Below are 19813 nucleotides of genomic sequence, written 5' to 3' on the forward strand. Positions count from 1 at the left end.
GCCCCTTTGGAGACGCCAGATGTTCGGTGCCGTCCCGCTTTTGATCGTGCCTTTCATTCTCTATAATCTCGGCCTGCTGGGTATATTCGGCGGCGGCGACGATCCATGGGCGAGTGAGATCTTCTCGTTCCGCATGATGTCGGGTGGGGTATTCTCGATGACGCTTGGCGACCTGATGGTGCTGCTCGGGCTGATCTTCCTGTTCCTCGAAATGGTGAAGGCGGCGCGCACGACCGGCGCTTCGATCATGGACCACCTTCTGTCGACGCTGGTCTTCGTCGCCTTCCTGGTCGAGTTCCTGCTGGTCAAGGGCGCGGCGCATTCCATCTTCTTCACGCTGATGATCATCGCGCTGTTCGATGTGCTTGCCGGGTTCGCGGTGTCGATACGGTCGGCGAGCCGGGACATCAACCTGAACTAGGTCTCAGCGTGGAAGTTTGACGGGCGCTTGTACCGACAGTTGGCGGAAACGTCCGCCGCGTCCCCGGCGCTCAGCCTGGGTCGGCGGTAAAGCCGGCCGCCTCGATGCCGGCTATGGCCGCGGCCTCGTCATTGTCCGAGGTATCGCCGGAAATGCCGACGGCGCCGATGATGGTGCCGGCCTTGTCGCGGATCAGCACGCCGCCGACCACAGCAAGTACGCGTCCGCCCGACACATCGGAAATGCCGGCGACCAGATGGGGGCGCTCCTTGGCGAAGGCCTCGACCTTACGTGAGCCCATGCCGATGGCCAGTGCGCCATAAGCCTTGCCCGCCGACATTTGCGGGCGCAGGAACGAGGCGCCGTCCTGACGCTGGAAGGCGACCAGATGGCCGCCGGCGTCAAGCACCGAGACACCCAGCGGCTTGAGCTTGAGATCGGCACCCTTGGCGAAGGCGGCATCGATGATTTGACGGGCTTTTTCGAGCGGCAGTGCGGTCATGGCAATCTCCTGTTTGAAAAGGACAATGATCGGGGGCCGGCCGCACGAAGCAATCCCGGTTTCGGTTGAAATTGCTTCTTGCGAAGCGATGGAATGAAGGCCGGGGCTGTCTGGATGGTGTAGCTGATGTATCCGAGCAGCGTCGGTTCGCCGGAGAGCGGCGCGCTATTTCTTCTTGGCGCGCGCAGGCTTCTTGGCTGGCACTGCCGGCGCGTTGGCGAGGTCTTCGGCTTCCTTGGCGAGCCGCAGCGCCCGCAACTTGTCGGTCTTGGCCTTGCGGGCATCACTCTCCGCGGCGTATTCCGCCATCGCTTTCTGGCGGACGGTGGCCGCTTCTTCCTGCTTCTTGAAGCGCAAATCGGCGCGCGCGCGGGCGGCATCCCGAGAGTTCTCAACCAAGACCTTATCCAATCCCGTGAATTGTGGTTTCCGCTTCTTCTAGCAGAGCCGGCCTCTTAGCGGGGAAAATAGTTGGTCACGCGGCCGGGCTGGCGCCGAGAGCCTTGCCGGCGACCACGGCTTCATAGGCGGCCTGCAGGGTCGCGCGGACAGAAGGGCCAGACGCTTTGTCGAGCGGCGTGCCGAGATGCTCATGGCGCAACTCGTCCATGAATTTCTCCCACAATGGCGGTCCGCCCTTTTCCAGGAGCTCGGCGCGGATCGAGAGTTCCTCGCTGGTCGGCAGCCAGACCCGCCCCCAGGCGCCAAGATGGGCGAGGATCGGCACCAGCGTGATGGCCATCTCGGTCAGGCTGTAGATCGCCTTCTGCTTGTGCGAGGGGTCGTCGGCCTTGGTCAGCATGCCAAGCTCCATCAACCGCTTCAACCGGTCGGCGAGGATATTTGAGGCAATGCCTTCCATCGATCCGTTGAGCAGCTCGCGAAAATGACGCCTGCCGCCGAAAATCATGTCACGCAGGATGATCAGGCTCCAGCGGTCGCCGAACACTTCCAGCGACAGGTTGATCGGGCAGCCGGACCGGCGATCGAGGCTCATTCGATTCTCTCCATAAAACCAGTTGCATTATCGTATCAGTTTTATTATGGTGCAACTGATTGCAAAATGCAATCAGTTTGGAGGCATACAATGACGACGATCGACCGTCCCGTGATCCAGTCCGAAACCTTCGGCGCCCCCAAAAATCCTCCGCTGCTGCTGATCATGGGCGCGATGGCTTCGATGCTGTGGTGGCCGGCGGCATTCTGCCGGGAGTTGGCGGATGCCGGGCTGTACGTGATCCGCTACGACAATCGCGATACCGGGCGCTCGACCAAATATCCGCCTGGCGAGCCGCCCTACACATTCGATGACATGGCGGACGATGCGATTGGCGTGCTCGACAGTCATGGCATCGGCAAGGCCCATGTCGCCGGTATGTCGATGGGCGGCATGATCGGGCAAATGGTAGCGCTCAGGCACTCCTCCCGTGTTGCATCGCTGACCGTGATCAGCAGCTCGCCGATGGGGATGGACACCTCGCATCTGCCAAGGATGAGCGACGCCTATATCGAGCATTCGGCCGAGGGCGCCGACGTCGACTGGACGGACCGCCGCCAGGTGATCGACTTCATGGTCAGGGATACCAAGGCGATCGCCAGCATCGCCCATCCATTCGACGAGCTCGGGATGAGAGCCTTCATCGAACAGGATTACGATCGATCCGGCGGGTTCCTGAGCGCGACCAATCATTTCTCGCTCAAGGGCGGCGCCGAGTGGAAGGGCCGCCTGCACGAGATGCAAGCTCCGCTGCTGGTCATCCATGGCACGGCCGATCCCGTTTTTCCGGTCGAGCATGGCGAGGCGCTGGCCGAGGCAGTCGCCGGCGCGAAATTCCTTCGTGTCGACGGCGGCGGCCATGAACTGCATCCTCAGGACTGGCCCGCGATATCGGCCGCCATAGTCATGCACATCAGGTCCAACCAGGGGACCTGATGTGCCGGGCTTGACGGGCAAGGCCTGACACAATAGTGAAGTAAATACTTCAGTGTTGGCTTGGCCGGGCATCCGGCTCCTACCCATCGGCGAACCAGAAACAGGCGAGCAAAGAATGTCCCTGATGTTGCATTTCCATCCCCTGGCCTCCTTCTGCTGGAAGCCGCTGATCGCGCTTTACGAGAACGGCACCGCCTTCAACCCGGTCATCGTCGATCTCGGCGACGAGCGATCGCGCGCGGCCTTCCTCAAGATATCGCCGACCGGCAAGATGCCGGCGCTGCGCGACGATACGCGCGACCGCACGCTGCTGGAATCGACCATCGTCGTCGAATATCTGGCCGCGCATTATCCGGGGCCGGTCGAACTCGTTCCCGCCGACGTCGATCTGGCGCTGGCCGTCCGCCAGTCCGACCGCTTCTATGATTTCTATGTGCAGGAGCCGATGCAGAAGATCGTCGGCGACCGGTTGCGTCCGCAGGACAGGACCGATCCGTTCGGTGTCGAGCAGGCGCGCGGCCAGCTGCGTACCTCCTATGCCATCATCGAACAGGAGATGCAGTCGCACAGCTGGGCGGTGGGTAATGCCTTCAGCCTGGCCGATTGCGCGGCATCTCCAGCACTCTTCTATGCCAACAAGGTCGAGCCGTTCGGCGACAGATATCCGGCCGTGAAGCGCTATCACGACCGGCTGCTGCAGCGCCCTGCCTTCGCCAGGGTGATCGAGGAGGCGCAGCCCTACTTCAAGTTCTTCCCTTACAACAACGGCTAACCGGGATGCTGCACGATTCCGCCCAGCTCGACCTGATGTTCCAGGCGCTTGCCGATCCGGCGCGACGGCAGATGGTCGACCGGCTGTCGCGGGGCCCCGCCTCTGTCAGCCAACTGGCCGAGCCGCTGGCGATGTCGCTGTCGGCCGTGGTCCAGCATCTCAACGTGCTGGAGGCGAGCGGCCTGGTGCGCTCGGAAAAACTGGGACGGGTGCGCACCTGCCAGATCGAGCCGAAGGCGTTGAGAGCGGCCGAGCATTGGATCAACGAGCGGCGAAACGCCTGGGAACGCCGGCTGGACCGGCTCGGCGATTTTCTCGCCGAGACCAGTGACAAAACATGAAGGAGGCTTCAATGACCCAACGATCCGTCGTCCATTCCACCTTTGTCGTCGAGCGCTTCTATCCGGCGGCACCTGCGAGAGTCTTCTTCGCGCTCAGCAATCCTGATGCCAAGCGGCGATGGTTCGTCGATCCCCACGACCCGATGCCCAGCGGACACGAAATGGACTTCCGCGTCGGCGGCAAGGAGACCAATGCCGGCTGTCCGAGCGATGGGCAGATGCATTTCTTCAACGCGGTCTATCAGGACATCGTGCCGGACAGCCGCATCGTCTACAGCTATGAGCTGCTGTTCGGCGAAACCCGCGTCTCGGTGTCACTGGCGACAATCGAGCTCATGGCGGAAAGCGGTGGCACGCGGCTTGTGATGACGGAGCAGGGGGCCTTCCTCGACGGCCACGACACGCCGGCCACGCGTGAGCACGGAACGGGCGAACTGCTCGACGCGCTTGGCGCCTTCCTGCATGTACAGACCTGATCATCGGGGCGCTGTCGAAGGTTGAGGGCGCTGGATCAGGCCTCCCAGAATTGATCAAGCCAGATGTTGAGCTTCAGGAAGCCGGCGTTGCTTATCGTGTAGACACGCCGCGTGCCTTCGGCCTTGGCGTTGACCAGCCCGGCGTCGAGCAACACTTTCAGATGCTGTGAAACGGCTGGGCGCGACACTGGCAGCCCGGCCGCCAATTCGTTGACGGTCTTCGGACCGCGTCGAAGTTCTTCCAGAAGATGGCGCCGATTGGGGTCGGCGATCGCCATGAAGGCGTCGGAAAACATCATGCCTTATTTGTGAGGCAAAGTTTTTCAAATCTCAACTGTCTGTTTCTTCTTTTCTTCTTGGATCAAGCCGCAATGCTTCCGGCGTCAGCGAGCGGTCGGCCGGTTGCGTCTTGAAGGCGTCGCGATCTCCGATCGGCACCGGAGCGCGGCGGCTGATGCGCAGCAGCGTGTAGCCGGCCAGCGACAGATGCGCGAAGGCGGTCGCCAGGAACAGGCCTTCCGGGCGCATCCAGCCCATCAGCGCCGCCGCCAGCAAAGGGCCGATCATGGTGCCAAAGCCGTAAAGCAGCAGCAGGCCGCCCGATACCTTGACGAAATCCTCGGCACGGGCGTGGTCGTTGGCATGCGCCACGGCGATCGAATAGAGCGTGTAGGCGAAAGCGCCGTAGGCAGCGGTGAAGACGATGACGAAGATGCCGGAGCGCGGTTCGAACAGGAAGATCATGAGGGCGAACAGGGCCGCGCCGAAAGCCGCACCGGCCAGTACGAAACGCCGGTCGGTCTTGTCGGACAGACGCCCCGCCGGCAGTTGCATGGCGGCGCCGGCGACGACCACAAGGCTCATCATCAGGGCGATCTCGGCGGTGGAAATACCAATGCGGGCGCCGTAGACCGCACCAAGCGTTCCCCAGGCGCCGTTGGCGATGCCGATCAGCAGGCAGGCGATCGCCGACACCGGCGAGTTGGCGTAGAGCCCCTTGACGTCGAGTTTGACGTCCTGCAGCGGTTTGGGGTGCGAGGCCGTCGAAACCGCGGTCGGGATCAGCGACAGGCAGAACAGGATGCCGGTGATCATGAACAGCGACGCCGACTTCACATCGCCGCCGGCGACGATCATCTGGCCTCCCATGATCGAGGCATAGGTGACCATCATATAGAGGCCGAAGACGGTGCCGCGGTTCTCGTTCGTGGCTTTCTCGTTCAGCCAGCTTTCGATGACCATGAAGGCGCCGGCCATGGTGAAGCCGGTGAAAGCGCGCAGCAGGATCCAGACATATTCGTCGATGACCAGGCCGGTGAGCAGCGCCACGATGGCACCGGACGCGGCAAAGGCGCCGAAAGCGCGCACATGCCCGGCGCGGCGGACGATGCGCGGTGCAAAAAAGCAGCCGGTGACGAAGCCACCGGCCCAGGCCGTGCCCATCAGGCCAAGCGAGGCTGTCGAAAACCCTTCCACCTGGCCGCGCAAGGGCAACAGCAGCCCATGCAGGCCCGATGCAGCCAGCAGGAAGGCAGTGCCGCGAAGCAGGGAGAGGATCGGCCTGTAGGATGCGAGCATTTTTTGATCCGGCTGGACTCTGGGAGGGACGCAAGGTCTGAAGACAGTCGCATTCGGGCTTTTCGGCGGCGGGCCGTTGCGCCCATCGCCTATCCGCGGCGGAACAGCGCCTCGGCGACCGATTTGGTGTTGTCCTTGGCCTTGAGTTCGGCCTCCAGCCGGGCGATTTCGTCTCGCAGGATGCCGATGCGCTCCGACAATTCGCCAACGGAGAGCAGCGACAGGTCCTGCCCGATCTCGTGCGGACGCGCCTTCTTCTTGGGTTCGTCGTCGAAGATCGCCATGGTTGCTCCTCCTCCGCCATACCAGATTGGCCATTTGCCTGATTTGGCAATGAGCATACATAGGGCAAGGGTGTCGATGCAAACAGCCGGTAAGAACGCGGCGAGGAAAGACGGGAAAGTTCATGGCGAGCGGACAGAAAATTCCGGCAAGGATGACAGCGATCGCGATCTCGGAGCCGGGCGGCCCACGGGTGCTGAAACCGGAAACCCGCGACGTGCCCCAGCCAGGTCCCGGCGAGATCCTGATCAAGGTGCATGCCGCCGGCGTCAACCGGCCCGACGTGCAGCAGCGCAAGGGGGCCTATCCGCCACCGCCCGGCGCATCGGACCTGCCGGGCCTCGAGGTCTCGGGCGAAGTGGCCGCGCTTGGCGACGAGGTGTCGCGCTGGCGCATCGGCGAACGGGTCTGCGCGCTCACCCCCGGCGGCGGTTATGCCGAATATGTCAAGGTTCACACCGGCAGCGTGTTGCCGCTGCCCGCGGGCTTCACCCATACGGAAGCGGCGGCGGTGCCGGAAAACTATTTCACGGTCTGGCACAATGTCTTCGAACGCGGCGGCCTGAAGAAAGGCGAGACGCTGCTTGTGCATGGCGGCTCGTCCGGCATCGGCACGACCGCGATCCAGCTTGCCTCTGCTTTCGGCACCCATGTCATCACCACCGCCGGATCCAAGGAGAAATGTGATGCCTGCCGGAAGCTCGGCGCCGACCGGGCGATCAACTATCGCGAGGAGGACTTCGTCAAGGCGGTGAAGGAGGCGACGGACGGCAAGGGCGCCAATGTCATCCTCGACATGGTCGGCGGCGACTATGTCCAGCGCAACTACGAGGCCGCCGCCGTCGAGGGCCGCATCGTCCAGATCGCGGTGCAGGCGGGCGCCGTGGCCAGTGCCGACTTTTCCAAGATCATGGTCAAGCGGCTGACCCATACGGGTTCGACGCTGCGGCCGCGCACCGTCGAGTTCAAGGCGGCGATCGCGGCGGCGCTGGAGGCGCAGGTCTGGCCGCTGCTCGGCACGCGCCAGGTCGCTCCGGTCATGGACATGATCTACCCGCTCACGGATGCCTGGCGCGCGCATGAGCGGATGGAGGAGGGCGAACATATCGGCAAGATCGTGCTCGACGTCGGCTAGTACGTGCCGATATCCAGGTGAGGCCGGCCTGACCGGGAATCCCGACACGTCCGGAGACAGCTCCTCCCTGCCTACAAGATGAACAGAAGCTTAATGGTGCAATGCAGCATTTGCATCATTGCTATGCAAAATCGGCCGTTCAAGTCCTCATCGATGATCACTATCTGTGCAGCATCGAAACGAACACCCCATCAGGAGGACCATCATGAACCCGATCCGCGCTTTCCGTAACTGGCGCATGTACAACGAGACCGTGCGCGAACTGAACCGTCTCAACGCGCGTCAGCTCAGCGACCTCGGCATCAACCGTGCCGACATCGAACGGATCGCCCGCCAGGCGATCTGATCTCAAGCACGACCCGGCCGCAAGGCCGTGCACTTGCCGAGAAGCAGAGCCGTCGCAGACGCTTCCCGTCTCCGGTTCCGAACCCGCTGGACCCAGTCCAGCGGGTTTTGTCTTTTGGGGATCCGGGTGATTGGCTTGCCGGTTCCAAAAGAGGGCGCGTCGCGTTGCAAGCGGCAGGAGGCAGTTCAATGGTGCTGCTCAAGCCGACCGCTCTTCGGCATCTTGCTTATTGACCATGGTTGCCGCCGTGGCATGCTTGACCACGGGGGAAGATCGGTCGGCCTGAAGCGTTGATTGTTCGGGCCTGGCAAGTTGCTTGCCCGGAAAGGCTTCTTGCCCATGCTCGACGATCTGACGAACAGAATCTACGAGGCGGCCTTCGTGCCAGACCTCTGGCCTGATGTGCTGGAGGATATCGATTCCGTATCCGGTTCCGTGGGTGGCGCCGTGTTTCTGTTCGGTGACGACCAGCCCGCGCGCGGCAGGGCGATAGCGTTCCTGCAGGATCTGCAAGGCGAATTGCTGGCGAGCGACGCGCTGCAGTTTTCGGCGGCGGTTTCGCGCATGTGCGCGCTGCAGCCGGCGAGCTTCGTCGACGTTGAGGCTTTCCTCACGCCCGACGAGATCGAGAACGATCCGGTCCGCAAACGGCTTCGCGCCATGGGCATCGGCGCGCATGCCTGCACCGCGATACCGATGCCCAGCGGCGAGCTGGCGATTTTCGTTTTCCAGCGACGGCTCGGTGAAGGCGACTACGACCAAAGGAGCCTGGACGTGCTCGACAGTCTCCGGCCAGCCATGGCGCGTGCCGGCCTGATAGCGGGGCGGCTCGGCCTTGAACGCGCCGAAGGAACAGTTGCCGCCATGACGGCGATGGGCCTGCCGGCGGCTGTCCTGTCGCTGAAAGGACGGGTGATGCTCGCTAACGCACTGTTCGACGGCCTGTCCTCCCTGTTCCTGCCTACAGCCTTTGGCGGCTTGGCCATTGCCGATGCCGAGGCCAACCGGCTGTTCCAGCAGGCTGTCGTCGCCGCGCGCAACGACATGGAGCCGACAGTCCGTTCCATACCGGTGCAAGGCGTGGACGGCCGGCGGCCGATGGTTCTGCACATGCTGCCGTTGCGCCGTTCGGCGCATGAGATCTTTTCAGGCGCCGACATTCTGGTGGCGGCGACGGCGCTCAGCGCCAGCTCGGTCGTGCCTTCGCCAACACTGCTTGCCGGATTGTTCGATCTGACGCCAGCCGAAGCACGGCTGGCCACGGCGCTGTCGCAAGGCCACGCGCTCAAGGCCGCCGCAGCCGGCTCCAACATCACCGAAAAAACCGCCCGGACCTATCTGGAGCGAATATTCGCCAAGACCGGGACACGCCAGCAAAGCCAGCTCGTGGCCCTGCTCAAAAGCGCCGGACCCTTTGGTTGAGGTCGCCGGCGGTTTGGGCATTAATGCGCTCGCTGGCCCCCGAACGTATTGAGGCCGCCGCGCCTCCAAAAACATTGCGAAACGGCAAGGGAACGGTTATACAGGCCGCGAATTTCCCATTTTGGTGGCTCTAAACCACCGCCCGCGCGGGAACGCGGGCGAACGAGAAGGATTTTTAAAATGGCCAATACGCTGCTGATGCCCAAGGCGACCGCCGTCTGGCTGGTCGACAACACCGCGCTCTCCTTTGAGCAGATCGCGCAGTTCTGCGGGCTGCATCCGCTCGAGGTCAAGGCGATCGCCGATGGCGAATCGGCGCAAGGCATCAAGGGCATGGACCCGATCATGACCGGCCAGCTGACCCGCGACGAGATCGCGCGCGCCGAGAAGGATCCGAACCAGCGGCTGAAGCTTTCCGACCCCAAGGTGCGGGTGCCGGAATCCAAGCGCAAGGGTCCGCGCTACACACCATTGTCGAAGCGCCAGGACCGGCCGAACGCCATCCTTTGGCTGGTGCGCAACCATCCCGAACTCAAGGACGCGCAGATTTCGCGTCTCGTCGGCACCACCAAGTCGACGATCGAGCAGATCCGCGAACGCAAGCACTGGAACTCGGCCAATCTGCAGCCGATGGATCCGGTGACGCTGGGCCTTGCGTCGCAGATCGACCTCGACATGGAAGTCAACCGCGCCTCGCGCGGCCGCGAGCAGGCGCAGCCGGTCGGCGATACGCTGCTGCCCGCCGCCCTGACCGAGCGGCTGGTGCCGGCTCCCGAAAAGCCGAAGGACGAGGATGCCGAACTCGACGCCAATGCCGTGTTCGCCAAGCTCTCGGCGCTGAAGTCGAAGAACGAGGACGCAGACGACGAGTAAGGGTCTCGACAGACCAAAAAAAGCCCGCTTCGAGCGGGCTTTTTTATGGGCGATCTCAGCTTCGCGCCACGCGGTCCGGCGCCATGCCGTAATCCTCGCTGCGCTCCACCGCCCGGTAGAAGTCGGCAAGCTGCTTGCCGCGCTCCGGCTTGAAGATGCGGCCGGCGATCACCACCGAGGCGATGCGGTCAATGCGGAAGGCGCGGAAGTCGTCGCGCATCTCGCACCAGGCGACCAGCGTCCACACCTTGCCCCAGAACCAGAGGCCGAGCGGCCTGATGTCGCGCGCGGTGCCGCGGCCGGCCTCGTCCGAGTAGTCAATGGTCAGCACCTGGCGCTTCTCGACCGCACGCTCGATCAGGTCGATCGCCTCGCGGGCGGCGTCGCTGACCACCCACATCGGTGTATGGATCTCGGTGCGGGCGATGCGGTCTTTTTCGGTATCGGGCAGCACGGCACCGATCTTGACCAGCGCCTCGTCGGCGGCGCGTGCCATGGCGGCGCCGCCAAAGGCGCGCACCATGCGCGCGCCGGCAACCAGCGCCACGATCTCGTCACGCGTGAACATCAGCGGCGGAAGGTCGAAACCTTCCCTCATCATGTAGCCAACACCGGCCTCGCCGTCGATCGGGACCCCGGTCGACTGCAGGTCGGCTATGTCGCGGTAGATTGTTCGCTCGGAAACCTCGAGCCACGTGCCGAGCTTCTGGGCGGTGACCAGACGGCCACCCCGCAAATGCTGCACGATCTGAAAGAGCCTGTCGGCGCGGCGCATCGTTTGCTTCCCCAGTGGTTTTCCCGTGCATGCCGTGGCTCCCAGACGGGATCCACTTGCAGATGACATGCATTACGGCTTCAGTCCCTCGCGCTTGCGCTGCGCGGCAACGAACTCCGCGCCAAAGGACAGTTTCTTTGTTGTCGGCGTCTTGGCATCGAGCACGCGCCAGAAGGGAGCGATGTCGCTCAGCGTCATGCCGCGCTCGAGGTCTTCCTTGGCGGCTTCGGCAACCGTGCGCAGATGATAGCCGATGGTGACCGGGCATGTCACTTCGGCACCGTGTTCGACGGCAAGCGCCGTGCGCAACGCACGGACGTCCATCTCGACGCCTTCGGGAATCGAGCGGATGAAGTCATCGACCTGGCGTGCGGTCGGCACCAGCATCGGCTGGCCTTCGATGACATCTCCCACCGTGCGCGGCGTTGGTTTCACGCCGTTGATGCCAGGCGTGTTCAGCTTGTCGTTCCAGCTTTTCATCGATCGTCCTCTCGGCCGGCCCTGCGCATTGTTTCACCATTGCACGCGCCTCCTGACAGCATACTGTCAGGAGGCTTCAGCATATTCCCTGGCGAACAGCGTCCGCATCTGTGCGAAATCGCTGCTTCTTTCCGGATAGAGCGTCTTCAGAAAGGCGAGGGCAAAGGTGCCTGGCGCCGAACCCGGCGCCGACACGATCTTGCCGTCCGCGATCGCGTGCGGCACGTCCTGATAGTTATTGTCACCCGCATAGCCGGCTTCATGACCGTTGATCCAGTCGCGGCCATTGCTGGTATGCCCGGCATCTTCGAACATGCCGGCTCGAGCCAGCGCCAGCGTGCCGGCGCAAATCCCGCCAACGACACCGCCGCGCGTTGCAACGGCGTTGAGCAGTTCGGCGACATCCGGTGGCGCCTTGCCGGCCCACTGGTCGGAACCGATGACTGCGACAGCATCGAGATCGGCATTCTCTTCAACGCCGGCCGAGCGGTCAGGCGTCAGCCGAAAACCGCTGATTCCGGTCACCGGCCTCCCTTCGGGCGTCAGCGACACGGTGCGGGCGCCGAACCATTCAACCGCCGAGGCCGCCAGCAGGCCATACTCCCAGTCGGCAAATCCTTCGATGAAGAGGAAGCCGATTGTCTTCTGTTCGGGCATAAGCTCGCTCCATCCCCGGCGCGCCATAGCTTATTTTGATGCATGTCGTGGCCCCGAAACCGGAGGCCATTTGGGTTACATGCATCGATATCTGGGCATTGGCGCGTCCATGTCCAATATCAACGTCGAAAAATTCGCCTCAATTGCCGGGGGAGCGACGTTCCGCATACATGTCCGGCCAGCCGATATCCTTGCGGATGTCCGCCGGCAGTGCGTTCATGAAACGCTGCGTGCGGATCTCGTTGCGCATGGTGCGAACCTTGCCGACATAGTGCTGCATGCCGCGCAGAATGGTGAAACCGTTCATGGCTATTCTCCTCTCTCTGACTGAAGGCAGTATCGCACACCCCTCCTGACAGCAGTCTGTCAGGAGGATGGCAGGGTTCGCGGCGATAGTTCCGCCCGGCACGGGTCCTCGGTAGGCCATCCTCGAACCGCAGTCACCGACCAGTGCACGGGAGGATGATTGTTCACTTTGTGAGTACTTATCTGGGCGTCGTTGTTCAATCCGCGGCGACGGACTGTCGGGATACAAGGCCTTCAGCGATGGGACCGCAGTTCTGATATGACTGGAGAAAATTCTTCCCCAGAAACAGGGAGACGACCATGAGCCTGCAACTGACAGGAATCCACCATCTGACCGCCATCACCGCCAATGCACCCGGCAATCTTCACTTCTACACGAAGGTGCTGGGCCTGCGGTTGGTCAAGAAGACGGTGAACCAGGACGATACGTCGGCCTACCACCTCTTTTATGCCGACGGTGAGGCGACACCGGGCACGGACCTCACCTTCTTCGACTGGCCGGTTGGCCGCGAACGACGCGGCACCCACAGCATTGCGCGGACCAGCCTCAGGGTCGGCAGCCGGGAGAGCCTTGCCTGGTGGAAGCAGCATCTGGCCGCTGAGAGCATTGAGACAGGAGAGATTGCCGACATCGGCGGCTATCCCGGCCTGGATTTCGAGGATCCTGAAGGCCAGCGTCTGCGGCTGATCAGCGATGGCGGCAAGGGCGGCAGCCACCCCTGGGCGCAAAGCCCGGTACCGGCCGAGCATCAGATCCGGGGGCTCGGGCCGATCGTCATCAGCGTCCCCGACATCACCAATACCGAGGCGGTGCTGACCAGGGTCATGAACATGCGCAAGGTCCGCGACTATGCCTCCCCTGACGGCGAGGGCCAGGTCCACGTCTTCGAAATGGGCGCGGGCGGGCCGGCGGCGGAGCTTCATGTCGCCGTGCAGCCCGGCCTGGCGCCGGCAAGGCAAGGCGCCGGCGCGGTTCACCACGTCGCCTTCAGGGCGCCGGACCAGGAGACGCTGCATCAATGGACCGCCCGTCTGGGCGAATTCCGCCTGCCGTCGAGCGGCGAGGTCGAGCGCTACTACTTCCGCTCGCTCTATTTCCGCGAGCCAAACGGCATCCTGTTCGAGATTGCCACGGACGGGCCGGGCTTCACCGCCGATGAGCCGCTGGAGACGCTGGGCGAAAGCCTGGCCCTGCCGCCGTTCCTCGAACCGAAACGCGCCTCGATCGAGGCCGGCCTCAAGCCGCTGAGGTAACTCAAGACAGACGGGCGAGAGGAGTACTTTGACAGCCGGCCGCCATGCAGGGCAAAAAGCGGCTGTCGAAATTCCTCTCGTTCGTTGTGAGACCATGACTGTCGGCCAGCCGCTTATGCCAGCCACCGCCGCCGACCTGACACGGAGTGATTCGCAGGCGTTGGCCATGTTGGTGCTGGCAGCAGTCTCGGCGTCGCTTGCCTTTTACAATCTCGACTTCCCTTTTGGGATCCAGCCGGACGAGTCGATCAAGGTGGCGTTTGCCGCGGGGCAGCACCACAATTACGCACACCCGCCATTGTTGATCGTATTGGCCCGCTTCGCGGGATGGCTTTCCGGCGCGTCGAACGAACATGACTATTTGCTGGCTGGCCGAAGTGTCAGCGCGTTGGCCTGTGTTGCGGCAAGTATCCTCTTCTACATCGTGTTGCGGCGTTACGCGGATGATATCAATGCCTTCCTGTGGGCCTGCGTTTTCGCGGTCTCGCCAGCCATCGCGGTTCATGCGCATTACTTCAAGGAAGACGCTGTCCTGGTCTTCGCCCTGTGTGTCGGGCTGCATGCGCTCGTGCGGCTGAGGGAGCAGGCCAACTCAGTCAATCTCGTCTATTTCGGATTTGCGCTCGGCCTCGCCGTCTCGGCGAAATACGTGGGCGCCGGCAACAGCCTCGCTCTTTTCATCGTGGCGATCTTCTACTGCCGGCTCGGTCTCAGGCAGACCGCCATCATCGTCGCCGCTGACGCGCTTACCATATTGGCGATCTTCGGCGCGTCGCTGCTGACCGAGGCCGGAAGTGGCCTTTCAACGGTGATCAGAGGCCTTGGCTCGGAACTGATGCATGCTGAAACGGGTCACGACCTCAAGGAGTGGTTCTGGGAGGGCTATGGGCTTATGCATTTCCGCTACCATCTGATCCCCAGCCTCACCAGCCCGACCGCGGCGATCGCGCTTGGGGCGATCGCTTTCGCTATCATCGCCGACCGTAACAGATATGTTGTCGCCTACGCGGGCGGAGCCTTCATCTGGCTCTTCCTGCTCGAACTTTCGCCGCTCAAACTCTTCGGCTCCATGCGTTACATCCTGCCGGTCGTTGTCTACCTTCTGCTGGCTGCGGGCATCGCTTGCTCCAGGGCGATCGGGCTGCGAAGCACGCCGGTGGCAATCGGACTTGGACTTGTTGCGATGGTTGCCAGCGCGCACGCCGGCATGGCCTATGTCGCGAACCTGGACCGGGGAACGGATACACGCTTTGCAGCGATGCGCTTCCTTGAAGAGCGGGAAATCAGGCGTTTCGTGGTGGACTATCCAATGGGAGAGCCGGCACCGGAAACCAGGGACTACAGCAATCTCTCGTCGGCCGATTACCTCGTATCGTTGAAGTTTCAGCGATATCTGCGTGGCGGAGGATTGAGAGCGCAGGATCCGCTAATTTATGAGCTTGCCGGCATGTTCCAATGCCTCGAAGGTCATGTCGTGGTGCAATTTTCGAAGCCATATGGCAACTATGGCTATGTCGCGCCGACGGTTAGGATCTATGATCTGCGCAATGCGCGATCCTGCATCCCCGCAAGCATCGTCCGCTGATGGTATGCGCTGGAACATCTGGCTTCGGCCGGTGATTTATAAGCAGGTTTTGACAGCCGGTCGCGTTGCTGGTCAAAGGCGGCATGACGAAACTTCTCGCCCTTGTCATCGTCGGCTTCATGGTCATCCAGCTGATCAAGCCAATCGGCTGGCCCGGGCTCAGGCGGCGCGCCGATTTCTGGAAGCTGGCGCTTCTCGCCATGGCAGCGATCTCGCTGGCGGCCGTGCTCGGGCATTTGACATAGGCCTTCCCAAGACAAGATCGGTTTCTTGGCTGTCAGCTGGTGAGGACCATGCCGACGAGATGTTCCGCCCAGGCCCGGTAACCCGCCTCCGAGGCATGGAAGCCGTCCGAGGCAAAACCGGCCTCGGGATTGGTGATCGGCAGGCGGGGCGCGGGCAATGCGCCGCGCTCCAGGCACAGCCGCTCGCCCATCCGGTTCATCGCGGTGGCGCGGATTTCGAGGATTTTCCCCAGCAGCGTCGGCATGGCCGGCGCCCGCGTGAACTCCAGAACCGGCGACCACACCACGCGCGCCTCCGGCCATTTGGCGCGCAGCGCGTAGAGCAGGCCGCCGAACTCCTTCTTGAAGCGCGGCACGGAATGAAAATTCTTGGTGTCGTTGGTGCCGATGGCGAGCACGATATGCGTCCACTGATCGGGGGACAGATTGGGCAGGACGTGGTCGCGGATCTGGCCTGACGTCGCTGAATTGAAGCCGGCGGCGCGCCAGCGCACGGCGTGGCCGGTACGTTGCGAGACCAGAACGGCGAGCTGCGCGGCAAGCCCGTCCTCGGAATTGCCTATGCCGACCGAGGCGGCGGAGGAATCGCCCAGCACCAGCAGCGAGACCACCGGTGCCTTGCCTGATATCTCGTGCATGACCGGTCCCTGTGCCGGCAGCATCCGCGAGGTGCGGCGGCGCACACCCAATCCCTGCCAGACATAGACGGGGAAGGCGAGCCAGGTGAGAAGGGCGGGAAAACGCATGGCGATACCGTGGAATGATTTGCGGCAGGCTTAGCGCATGTTTCGGCGGAGGTGAACGCCTTCAGTCGCAGCAGTTCGTCGGAGCCGCCTGCTTGTCCTGATATTCGTCGTGCAGGCGCACCCAGTCCATCAGGCCATGATAGGGGCCATTTTCATTGCGGCCTTTCGGCGTCATATCGAGATAGTCATAGGCGCCGATCTGCGCCTCGCCGCCGCGCGCACGCGACAGGAAGGTGAGGAAGATCTCGCCGCTCTCGTCCTTGTAGAAAACACTGGTGCCGGGAAGCTCCCTCGATGTCCGTGGACGGGTCTCGAAATTGTAGGTGGTGTCGCCGGCGGCTATCTGCTTGTCGGTGAAGGAAACCTGCATGTCGAAGTTGAAGTCCGAGGCATAGGACGACACCCAGTCGAATTTCCAGCCCATGCGCCGCTTGTAGGGCGCAAGCTCGGCCAGCGGCGCCCGCGAGATCACCACCAGGGTTACGTCGTGATGCCTCAAATGCTGATTGGCGCCGTCTATATGATCGGCAAGGAAGGAGCAGCCCTCGCAATGATGCGTGCAGCCCGGCCCGAACATGAAGTGGTAGACGATCAGCTGGCTGTTGGCACCAAACAGGTCGGTCAGTTTCTTCGGCCCCTGTTCAGTCTCGAAGACATAGTCCTTCCTGATCCTCAGCCAGGGCAATCCACGCCGCTCGGCCGCGATGCGCTCGCGAAGCCGGGTCAGTTCCTTCTCGCGGGCCAGATGTGCCTTGTGCGCCTGGAACCAGTCTTCGCGTGAAACGATCTTGTTGCGATGCATGAATCTCTCCCTGTCTGCACCCCAAGGACGTTCGGGATGAGCGCAAACCGACATCGCTCGTTGGTCGAGCATGATCCCTGGACAAGCCGGCTCCCGTTTGTCCGAGAAGACCGGCTCCCGCCTTTTGGATCATGCTCCGGTGCCGAGAGGGAGATAAGGACGGACAGGTTCCATCCCAAGCCCGCGCCTGCCGCAAACAAAAACCCGGGCGCATTGGCCCGGGTTTGAAGGGAGACGGAAGCGCTGTGTTCAGGCGGCCTGTTCGAGGCTCGCCTTCCATTTTCCGAGCGCGGCCAGATAGTTCATGTGAGCGCGATGGGTGAAGGCGGCCTGACCGGCCGCGACATTCGATGCCTTGCCGCTCCAGGCCTTCTGCGGGGCGGCCTGCAGCGCGCGGCCGTAGGAGAAGGTCAGCTTCCACGGATGCGGGCCGATGGCGTTGATGGCGTTGAGGTTGGCGGTCGCTTCCTCGTCCTCCTGGCCGCCGGAAAGGAAGGCGATGCCCGGGACCGCCGCCGGCACCGTCTCGCGGAACAGTTTTATGGTCATCTCGGCGACCTTTTCGGGGCTGTCCACCGTGCCCGACTTCTTGCCCGACAGCACCATGTTGGGCTTCAGGATCGTGCCTTCGAGCACGACGCGCGCCGCGTAGAGCTCGCTGTAGAGCTTAAGCAAAGTCATCTTGCTGATCTCGTAGCACGTTTCGATCGAATGGGCGCCGTCCATCAGCACTTCCGGCTCGACGATCGGCACGATGCCGGCTTCCTGGCAAAGGGCGGCGTAGCGGGCCAGGGCATGGGTGTTGGAGCCGATAGAGGTCGCCGACGGCACGCCCTTGGCGATGTCGATGTCGATCACCGCGCGCCATTTGGCGAAGCGGGCACCGAGCTTGTAATAGTCGGCCAGCCGCTCGCGCAGGCCGTCGAGGCCTTCGGTGATGGTGTCGCCGGGAAAGCCGGCCAGAGGCTTGGCGCCGGCATCGACCTTGATGCCGGGGATGGCGCCTGACGCCTTGATGATGTCGACCAGCGGCGTGCCGTCGGCGGCCTTCTGGCGGATGGTCTCGTCATAGAGGATGACGCCGGAAATGTACTTGGTCATCGCGTCCTTGGCGCGGAACATCATCTCGCGATAGTCGCGGCGGCTGTCGGCGGTCGATTCGACGCCGATGACGTCGAAGCGCTTCTTGATCGTGCCGGAACTTTCATCGGCGGCCAGCAGGCCCTTGCCGTTGGCCACGATCGCGGCGGCAATGTCTTCGAGACGTTCGCTCATCATGCTTCTCCTGAACCGGTTGATCTGCGCCTAACAGAACACTACCGCCAAAGGAATGACGCCGGAAAGCTCGAATCGATTGAAAGTCTCGGGCGCTCTCATTTGCTCCCGGTGAGTTGATCAGGTCGCTTGTCTTGACCGCACTTCCGCCACGCTAGGCATTTCTGCCCTGGCTGAAATGCCTTTGCGCGGTTCATCGTTTCGCGGAAACGCCGAACCACTCAATCTCGCTGCCTTGACGCAACCGCGCAGGGAACCGTTGTACGCTTTCCCTGGATTGCTTACCGCTTCAATACGTCGACACCGGGCAGGGGCTTGCCTTCCATCCATTCCAGGAAAGCGCCGCCGGCGGTCGAGACATAGGTGAAGTCGTCGGCGACACCGGCGTGGTTGAGCGCTGCCACCGTGTCGCCACCACCGGCAACGGAGACCAGCTTGCCGGCCTTGGTGCGCGCGGCAGCGTGTTTTGCCGCGGCAACCGTGGCGTGATCGAACGGCTCGATCTCGAAAGCGCCGAGCGGGCCGTTCCAGACCAGCGTCGCGGCGCGGTCGATCCATTCTCCGATGGTGGTCACGGTCTTGGCGCCGACATCGAGGATCATGCCGTCGGCCGGGACGTCGGAGATGGCGACCGTCTCGCAGGCCGCGCCCGCCTTGAACTCCCTGGCGACGACGCCGTCGACGGGCAGGATGATGGCGCAGCCGGCCTCCGCCGCCTCGATCATGATCTGCTTGGCGGTGGGGGCGAGGTCATGCTCGCACAGCGACTTGCCGACATCGGTGCCACGCGCGGCGAGGAAGGTGTTGGCCATGCCGCCGCCGATCACCAACGCGTTGACCTTCTTCACCAGGTTCATCAACAGGTCGATCTTGGTCGAGACCTTGGCGCCGCCGACGATGGCGACGACCGGGCGCACTGGTTTGCCCAGGCCTTTCTCCAGTGCTTCCAGTTCGGCCTGCATGGTGCGGCCGGCAAAGGCCGGCAACAGACGGGCCAGCCCCTCGGTCGAGGAGTGGGCGCGGTGGGCCGCCGAAAAGGCATCGTTGACGAAGATGTCACCATTGGCGGCGAGCCTTTCGGTGAAGGCCGGGTCGTTCTTTTCCTCGGCCTTGTAGAAGCGGGTGTTTTCGAACAGCAGCACGTCGCCCTTGTTCATGGCCGCGACCGCACTGCCCGCCGTGTCGCCGACGCAATCCGAGGCAAAGCCGACGGGGCGGCCGAGCACCTCTGACGTCGCCCTGGCGATCGGCTCCAGCGAGAATTCGGGCGAGGGACCGTCCTTAGGCCGGCCGAAATGCGCGAGCAGGATGACCTTGGCGCCCTTGCCGGACAATTCGGCGATGGTCGGCGCGACGCGTTCGATGCGGGTGGCATCGGTGACCTTGCCGTCGGCGACGGGAACGTTGAGGTCGACGCGCACCAGCACGCGCTTGCCGCTGATGTTGCCGATATCGTCCAGTGTCTTGAAGGCAGCCATGCTGGTCCCTTTCCTCGGAAAATCGCCGGGACCATACCCCGCATCGGTGACGATGCAAGGCTTTGGCCGCGGCGCGGTGCGAAATTTTGAGGCGGACGGGGATACAGTCCGTGAAGATCGTCCCATGCC

The 19813-nt window shown here is 63.0% G+C and carries 26 protein-coding genes; 12 read left to right on the forward strand and 14 right to left on the reverse strand.

Annotated features, from left to right (window positions below; genetic code table 11):
* The first annotated feature begins 19 nt into the window (after nt 1-19).
* Nucleotides 20-421, forward strand: coding sequence for a hypothetical protein (locus EB815_RS07510; RefSeq protein ID WP_056575660.1), 402 nt, complete (start codon nt 20-22; stop codon nt 419-421).
* A gap of 70 nt (nt 422-491) precedes the next feature.
* Here the strand turns inward: EB815_RS07510 and EB815_RS07515 are convergent, their stop codons facing one another.
* The 3 genes from EB815_RS07515 to EB815_RS07525 form a co-directional block, all read right to left on the reverse strand.
* Nucleotides 492-923 (reverse strand): GlcG/HbpS family heme-binding protein, encoded by a 432-nt coding sequence (locus EB815_RS07515; protein ID WP_056575662.1) that lies wholly within the window; start codon nt 921-923, stop codon nt 492-494.
* 165 nt (nt 924-1088) lie between these two features.
* Nucleotides 1089-1322 carry a hypothetical protein gene (locus tag EB815_RS07520; RefSeq protein ID WP_056576497.1) on the reverse strand — a complete coding sequence of 78 codons (234 nt, stop codon included), beginning with the start codon at nt 1320-1322 and terminating at the stop codon, nt 1089-1091.
* Nucleotides 1323-1398: 76 nt separating this feature from the next.
* On the reverse strand, nt 1399-1920 hold the full coding sequence (locus EB815_RS07525) for a winged helix-turn-helix transcriptional regulator (protein WP_056575665.1): 522 nt from the start codon (nt 1918-1920) through the stop codon (nt 1399-1401).
* 90 nt (nt 1921-2010) lie between these two features.
* On the opposite strand from EB815_RS07525, the gene EB815_RS07530 reads away from it, so the two are divergent.
* From EB815_RS07530 to EB815_RS07545, 4 genes are all read left to right on the forward strand, one after another.
* On the forward strand, nt 2011-2856 hold the full coding sequence (locus tag EB815_RS07530; protein ID WP_056575668.1) for an alpha/beta fold hydrolase: 846 nt from the start codon (nt 2011-2013) through the stop codon (nt 2854-2856).
* Nucleotides 2857-2971: 115 nt separating this feature from the next.
* The gene (locus EB815_RS07535) at nt 2972-3628 is read left to right on the forward strand and encodes a glutathione S-transferase family protein (protein WP_056575670.1); all 657 of its coding nucleotides are present in this window, start codon (nt 2972-2974) and stop codon (nt 3626-3628) included.
* A 5-nt stretch (nt 3629-3633) separates the two neighbouring features.
* Nucleotides 3634-3969: an ArsR/SmtB family transcription factor gene (locus tag EB815_RS07540; RefSeq protein ID WP_056575673.1), complete on the forward strand. Its 336-nt coding sequence runs from the start codon at nt 3634-3636 to the stop codon at nt 3967-3969.
* 11 nt (nt 3970-3980) lie between these two features.
* The gene (locus EB815_RS07545) at nt 3981-4445 is read left to right on the forward strand and encodes an SRPBCC family protein (protein ID WP_056576502.1); all 465 of its coding nucleotides are present in this window, start codon (nt 3981-3983) and stop codon (nt 4443-4445) included.
* 35 nt (nt 4446-4480) lie between these two features.
* Here the strand turns inward: EB815_RS07545 and EB815_RS07550 are convergent, their stop codons facing one another.
* The 3 genes from EB815_RS07550 to EB815_RS07560 form a co-directional block, all read right to left on the reverse strand.
* A complete protein-coding gene (locus tag EB815_RS07550; protein WP_056575678.1) occupies nt 4481-4744 on the reverse strand; it encodes an ArsR/SmtB family transcription factor in 264 nt (87 codons plus the stop codon).
* 31 nt (nt 4745-4775) lie between these two features.
* Nucleotides 4776-6023 carry an MFS transporter gene (locus EB815_RS07555; protein ID WP_056575681.1) on the reverse strand — a complete coding sequence of 416 codons (1248 nt, stop codon included), beginning with the start codon at nt 6021-6023 and terminating at the stop codon, nt 4776-4778.
* Between the two features lie 89 nt (nt 6024-6112).
* Nucleotides 6113-6307, reverse strand: a complete 195-nt coding sequence (locus EB815_RS07560) for a DUF1192 domain-containing protein (protein WP_056575684.1) — start codon at nt 6305-6307, stop codon at nt 6113-6115.
* Nucleotides 6308-6429: 122 nt separating this feature from the next.
* Between EB815_RS07560 and EB815_RS07565 the strand changes: the two genes are divergently transcribed.
* The 4 genes from EB815_RS07565 to EB815_RS07580 all read left to right on the forward strand — a co-directional run bounded on the left by EB815_RS07565 (nt 6430) and on the right by EB815_RS07580 (nt 10081).
* The gene (locus EB815_RS07565; protein WP_056575687.1) at nt 6430-7440 is read left to right on the forward strand and encodes an NAD(P)H-quinone oxidoreductase; all 1011 of its coding nucleotides are present in this window, start codon (nt 6430-6432) and stop codon (nt 7438-7440) included.
* A gap of 205 nt (nt 7441-7645) precedes the next feature.
* A complete protein-coding gene (locus EB815_RS07570; RefSeq protein WP_064987068.1) occupies nt 7646-7786 on the forward strand; it encodes a DUF1127 domain-containing protein in 141 nt (46 codons plus the stop codon).
* 339 nt (nt 7787-8125) lie between these two features.
* Entirely contained in the window at nt 8126-9208 is a 1083-nt protein-coding gene (locus EB815_RS07575; protein ID WP_056575691.1) for a helix-turn-helix transcriptional regulator, read from the forward strand.
* A 180-nt stretch (nt 9209-9388) separates the two neighbouring features.
* A complete protein-coding gene (locus tag EB815_RS07580) occupies nt 9389-10081 on the forward strand; it encodes a DUF1013 domain-containing protein (protein ID WP_044548374.1) in 693 nt (230 codons plus the stop codon).
* Nucleotides 10082-10136: 55 nt separating this feature from the next.
* Here EB815_RS07580 and EB815_RS07585 read toward each other — a convergent pair whose 3' ends face one another.
* The 4 genes from EB815_RS07585 to EB815_RS07600 all read right to left on the reverse strand — a co-directional run bounded on the left by EB815_RS07585 (nt 10137) and on the right by EB815_RS07600 (nt 12300).
* Nucleotides 10137-10856 carry a helix-turn-helix transcriptional regulator gene (locus EB815_RS07585; protein ID WP_056575694.1) on the reverse strand — a complete coding sequence of 240 codons (720 nt, stop codon included), beginning with the start codon at nt 10854-10856 and terminating at the stop codon, nt 10137-10139.
* Between the two features lie 72 nt (nt 10857-10928).
* A complete protein-coding gene (locus tag EB815_RS07590; protein ID WP_056575697.1) occupies nt 10929-11336 on the reverse strand; it encodes a hypothetical protein in 408 nt (135 codons plus the stop codon).
* 66 nt (nt 11337-11402) lie between these two features.
* Nucleotides 11403-11993, reverse strand: coding sequence for a DJ-1/PfpI family protein (locus tag EB815_RS07595; protein WP_056575700.1), 591 nt, complete (start codon nt 11991-11993; stop codon nt 11403-11405).
* 139 nt (nt 11994-12132) lie between these two features.
* The gene (locus tag EB815_RS07600) at nt 12133-12300 is read right to left on the reverse strand and encodes a hypothetical protein (RefSeq protein ID WP_081295019.1); all 168 of its coding nucleotides are present in this window, start codon (nt 12298-12300) and stop codon (nt 12133-12135) included.
* Between the two features lie 299 nt (nt 12301-12599).
* Between EB815_RS07600 and EB815_RS07605 the strand changes: the two genes are divergently transcribed.
* From EB815_RS07605 to EB815_RS07615, 3 genes are all read left to right on the forward strand, one after another.
* Nucleotides 12600-13553 carry a ring-cleaving dioxygenase gene (locus tag EB815_RS07605; RefSeq protein ID WP_056575703.1) on the forward strand — a complete coding sequence of 318 codons (954 nt, stop codon included), beginning with the start codon at nt 12600-12602 and terminating at the stop codon, nt 13551-13553.
* A gap of 94 nt (nt 13554-13647) precedes the next feature.
* Complete coding sequence (locus EB815_RS07610; protein WP_056575706.1) at nt 13648-15138, forward strand: ArnT family glycosyltransferase; 1491 nt, start codon at nt 13648-13650, stop codon at nt 15136-15138.
* Between the two features lie 83 nt (nt 15139-15221).
* Nucleotides 15222-15383 (forward strand): hypothetical protein, encoded by a 162-nt coding sequence (locus EB815_RS07615; RefSeq protein ID WP_081295073.1) that lies wholly within the window; start codon nt 15222-15224, stop codon nt 15381-15383.
* A 32-nt stretch (nt 15384-15415) separates the two neighbouring features.
* Here EB815_RS07615 and EB815_RS07620 read toward each other — a convergent pair whose 3' ends face one another.
* From EB815_RS07620 to EB815_RS07635, 4 genes are all read right to left on the reverse strand, one after another.
* A complete protein-coding gene (locus EB815_RS07620; RefSeq protein WP_056575711.1) occupies nt 15416-16129 on the reverse strand; it encodes an SGNH/GDSL hydrolase family protein in 714 nt (237 codons plus the stop codon).
* Nucleotides 16130-16190: 61 nt separating this feature from the next.
* Nucleotides 16191-16931 (reverse strand): DUF899 domain-containing protein, encoded by a 741-nt coding sequence (locus EB815_RS07625; protein WP_056575714.1) that lies wholly within the window; start codon nt 16929-16931, stop codon nt 16191-16193.
* A gap of 249 nt (nt 16932-17180) precedes the next feature.
* Nucleotides 17181-18206, reverse strand: a complete 1026-nt coding sequence (locus tag EB815_RS07630) for a class I fructose-bisphosphate aldolase (RefSeq protein ID WP_056576505.1) — start codon at nt 18204-18206, stop codon at nt 17181-17183.
* Nucleotides 18207-18487: 281 nt separating this feature from the next.
* Nucleotides 18488-19684 (reverse strand): phosphoglycerate kinase, encoded by a 1197-nt coding sequence (locus EB815_RS07635; RefSeq protein WP_065005508.1) that lies wholly within the window; start codon nt 19682-19684, stop codon nt 18488-18490.
* Nucleotides 19685-19813 lie beyond the last annotated feature (129 nt).

The sequence above is a fragment of the Mesorhizobium loti genome (genome assembly GCF_013170705.1).
Taxonomy (GTDB): domain Bacteria; phylum Pseudomonadota; class Alphaproteobacteria; order Rhizobiales; family Rhizobiaceae; genus Mesorhizobium; species Mesorhizobium loti_D.

Coding starts and splice junctions, on each gene's coding strand:
- EB815_RS07510 (WP_056575660.1), top strand. CDS start 20: ATGTTCGGTGCCGTCCCGCTTTTGATCGTGCCTTTCATTCTCTATAAT.
- EB815_RS07515 (WP_056575662.1), bottom strand. CDS start 923: ATGACCGCACTGCCGCTCGAAAAAGCCCGTCAAATCATCGATGCCGCC.
- EB815_RS07525 (WP_056575665.1), bottom strand. CDS start 1,920: ATGAGCCTCGATCGCCGGTCCGGCTGCCCGATCAACCTGTCGCTGGAA.
- EB815_RS07530 (WP_056575668.1), top strand. CDS start 2,011: ATGACGACGATCGACCGTCCCGTGATCCAGTCCGAAACCTTCGGCGCC.
- EB815_RS07535 (WP_056575670.1), top strand. CDS start 2,972: ATGTCCCTGATGTTGCATTTCCATCCCCTGGCCTCCTTCTGCTGGAAG.
- EB815_RS07540 (WP_056575673.1), top strand. CDS start 3,634: ATGCTGCACGATTCCGCCCAGCTCGACCTGATGTTCCAGGCGCTTGCC.
- EB815_RS07545 (WP_056576502.1), top strand. CDS start 3,981: ATGACCCAACGATCCGTCGTCCATTCCACCTTTGTCGTCGAGCGCTTC.
- EB815_RS07550 (WP_056575678.1), bottom strand. CDS start 4,744: ATGATGTTTTCCGACGCCTTCATGGCGATCGCCGACCCCAATCGGCGC.
- EB815_RS07555 (WP_056575681.1), bottom strand. CDS start 6,023: ATGCTCGCATCCTACAGGCCGATCCTCTCCCTGCTTCGCGGCACTGCC.
- EB815_RS07560 (WP_056575684.1), bottom strand. CDS start 6,307: ATGGCGATCTTCGACGACGAACCCAAGAAGAAGGCGCGTCCGCACGAG.
- EB815_RS07565 (WP_056575687.1), top strand. CDS start 6,430: ATGGCGAGCGGACAGAAAATTCCGGCAAGGATGACAGCGATCGCGATC.
- EB815_RS07570 (WP_064987068.1), top strand. CDS start 7,646: ATGAACCCGATCCGCGCTTTCCGTAACTGGCGCATGTACAACGAGACC.
- EB815_RS07575 (WP_056575691.1), top strand. CDS start 8,126: ATGCTCGACGATCTGACGAACAGAATCTACGAGGCGGCCTTCGTGCCA.
- EB815_RS07580 (WP_044548374.1), top strand. CDS start 9,389: ATGGCCAATACGCTGCTGATGCCCAAGGCGACCGCCGTCTGGCTGGTC.
- EB815_RS07585 (WP_056575694.1), bottom strand. CDS start 10,856: ATGCGCCGCGCCGACAGGCTCTTTCAGATCGTGCAGCATTTGCGGGGT.
- EB815_RS07590 (WP_056575697.1), bottom strand. CDS start 11,336: ATGAAAAGCTGGAACGACAAGCTGAACACGCCTGGCATCAACGGCGTG.
- EB815_RS07595 (WP_056575700.1), bottom strand. CDS start 11,993: ATGCCCGAACAGAAGACAATCGGCTTCCTCTTCATCGAAGGATTTGCC.
- EB815_RS07600 (WP_081295019.1), bottom strand. CDS start 12,300: ATGAACGGTTTCACCATTCTGCGCGGCATGCAGCACTATGTCGGCAAG.
- EB815_RS07605 (WP_056575703.1), top strand. CDS start 12,600: ATGAGCCTGCAACTGACAGGAATCCACCATCTGACCGCCATCACCGCC.
- EB815_RS07610 (WP_056575706.1), top strand. CDS start 13,648: ATGACTGTCGGCCAGCCGCTTATGCCAGCCACCGCCGCCGACCTGACA.
- EB815_RS07615 (WP_081295073.1), top strand. CDS start 15,222: ATGACGAAACTTCTCGCCCTTGTCATCGTCGGCTTCATGGTCATCCAG.
- EB815_RS07620 (WP_056575711.1), bottom strand. CDS start 16,129: ATGCGTTTTCCCGCCCTTCTCACCTGGCTCGCCTTCCCCGTCTATGTC.
- EB815_RS07625 (WP_056575714.1), bottom strand. CDS start 16,931: ATGCATCGCAACAAGATCGTTTCACGCGAAGACTGGTTCCAGGCGCAC.
- EB815_RS07630 (WP_056576505.1), bottom strand. CDS start 18,206: ATGAGCGAACGTCTCGAAGACATTGCCGCCGCGATCGTGGCCAACGGC.
- EB815_RS07635 (WP_065005508.1), bottom strand. CDS start 19,684: ATGGCTGCCTTCAAGACACTGGACGATATCGGCAACATCAGCGGCAAG.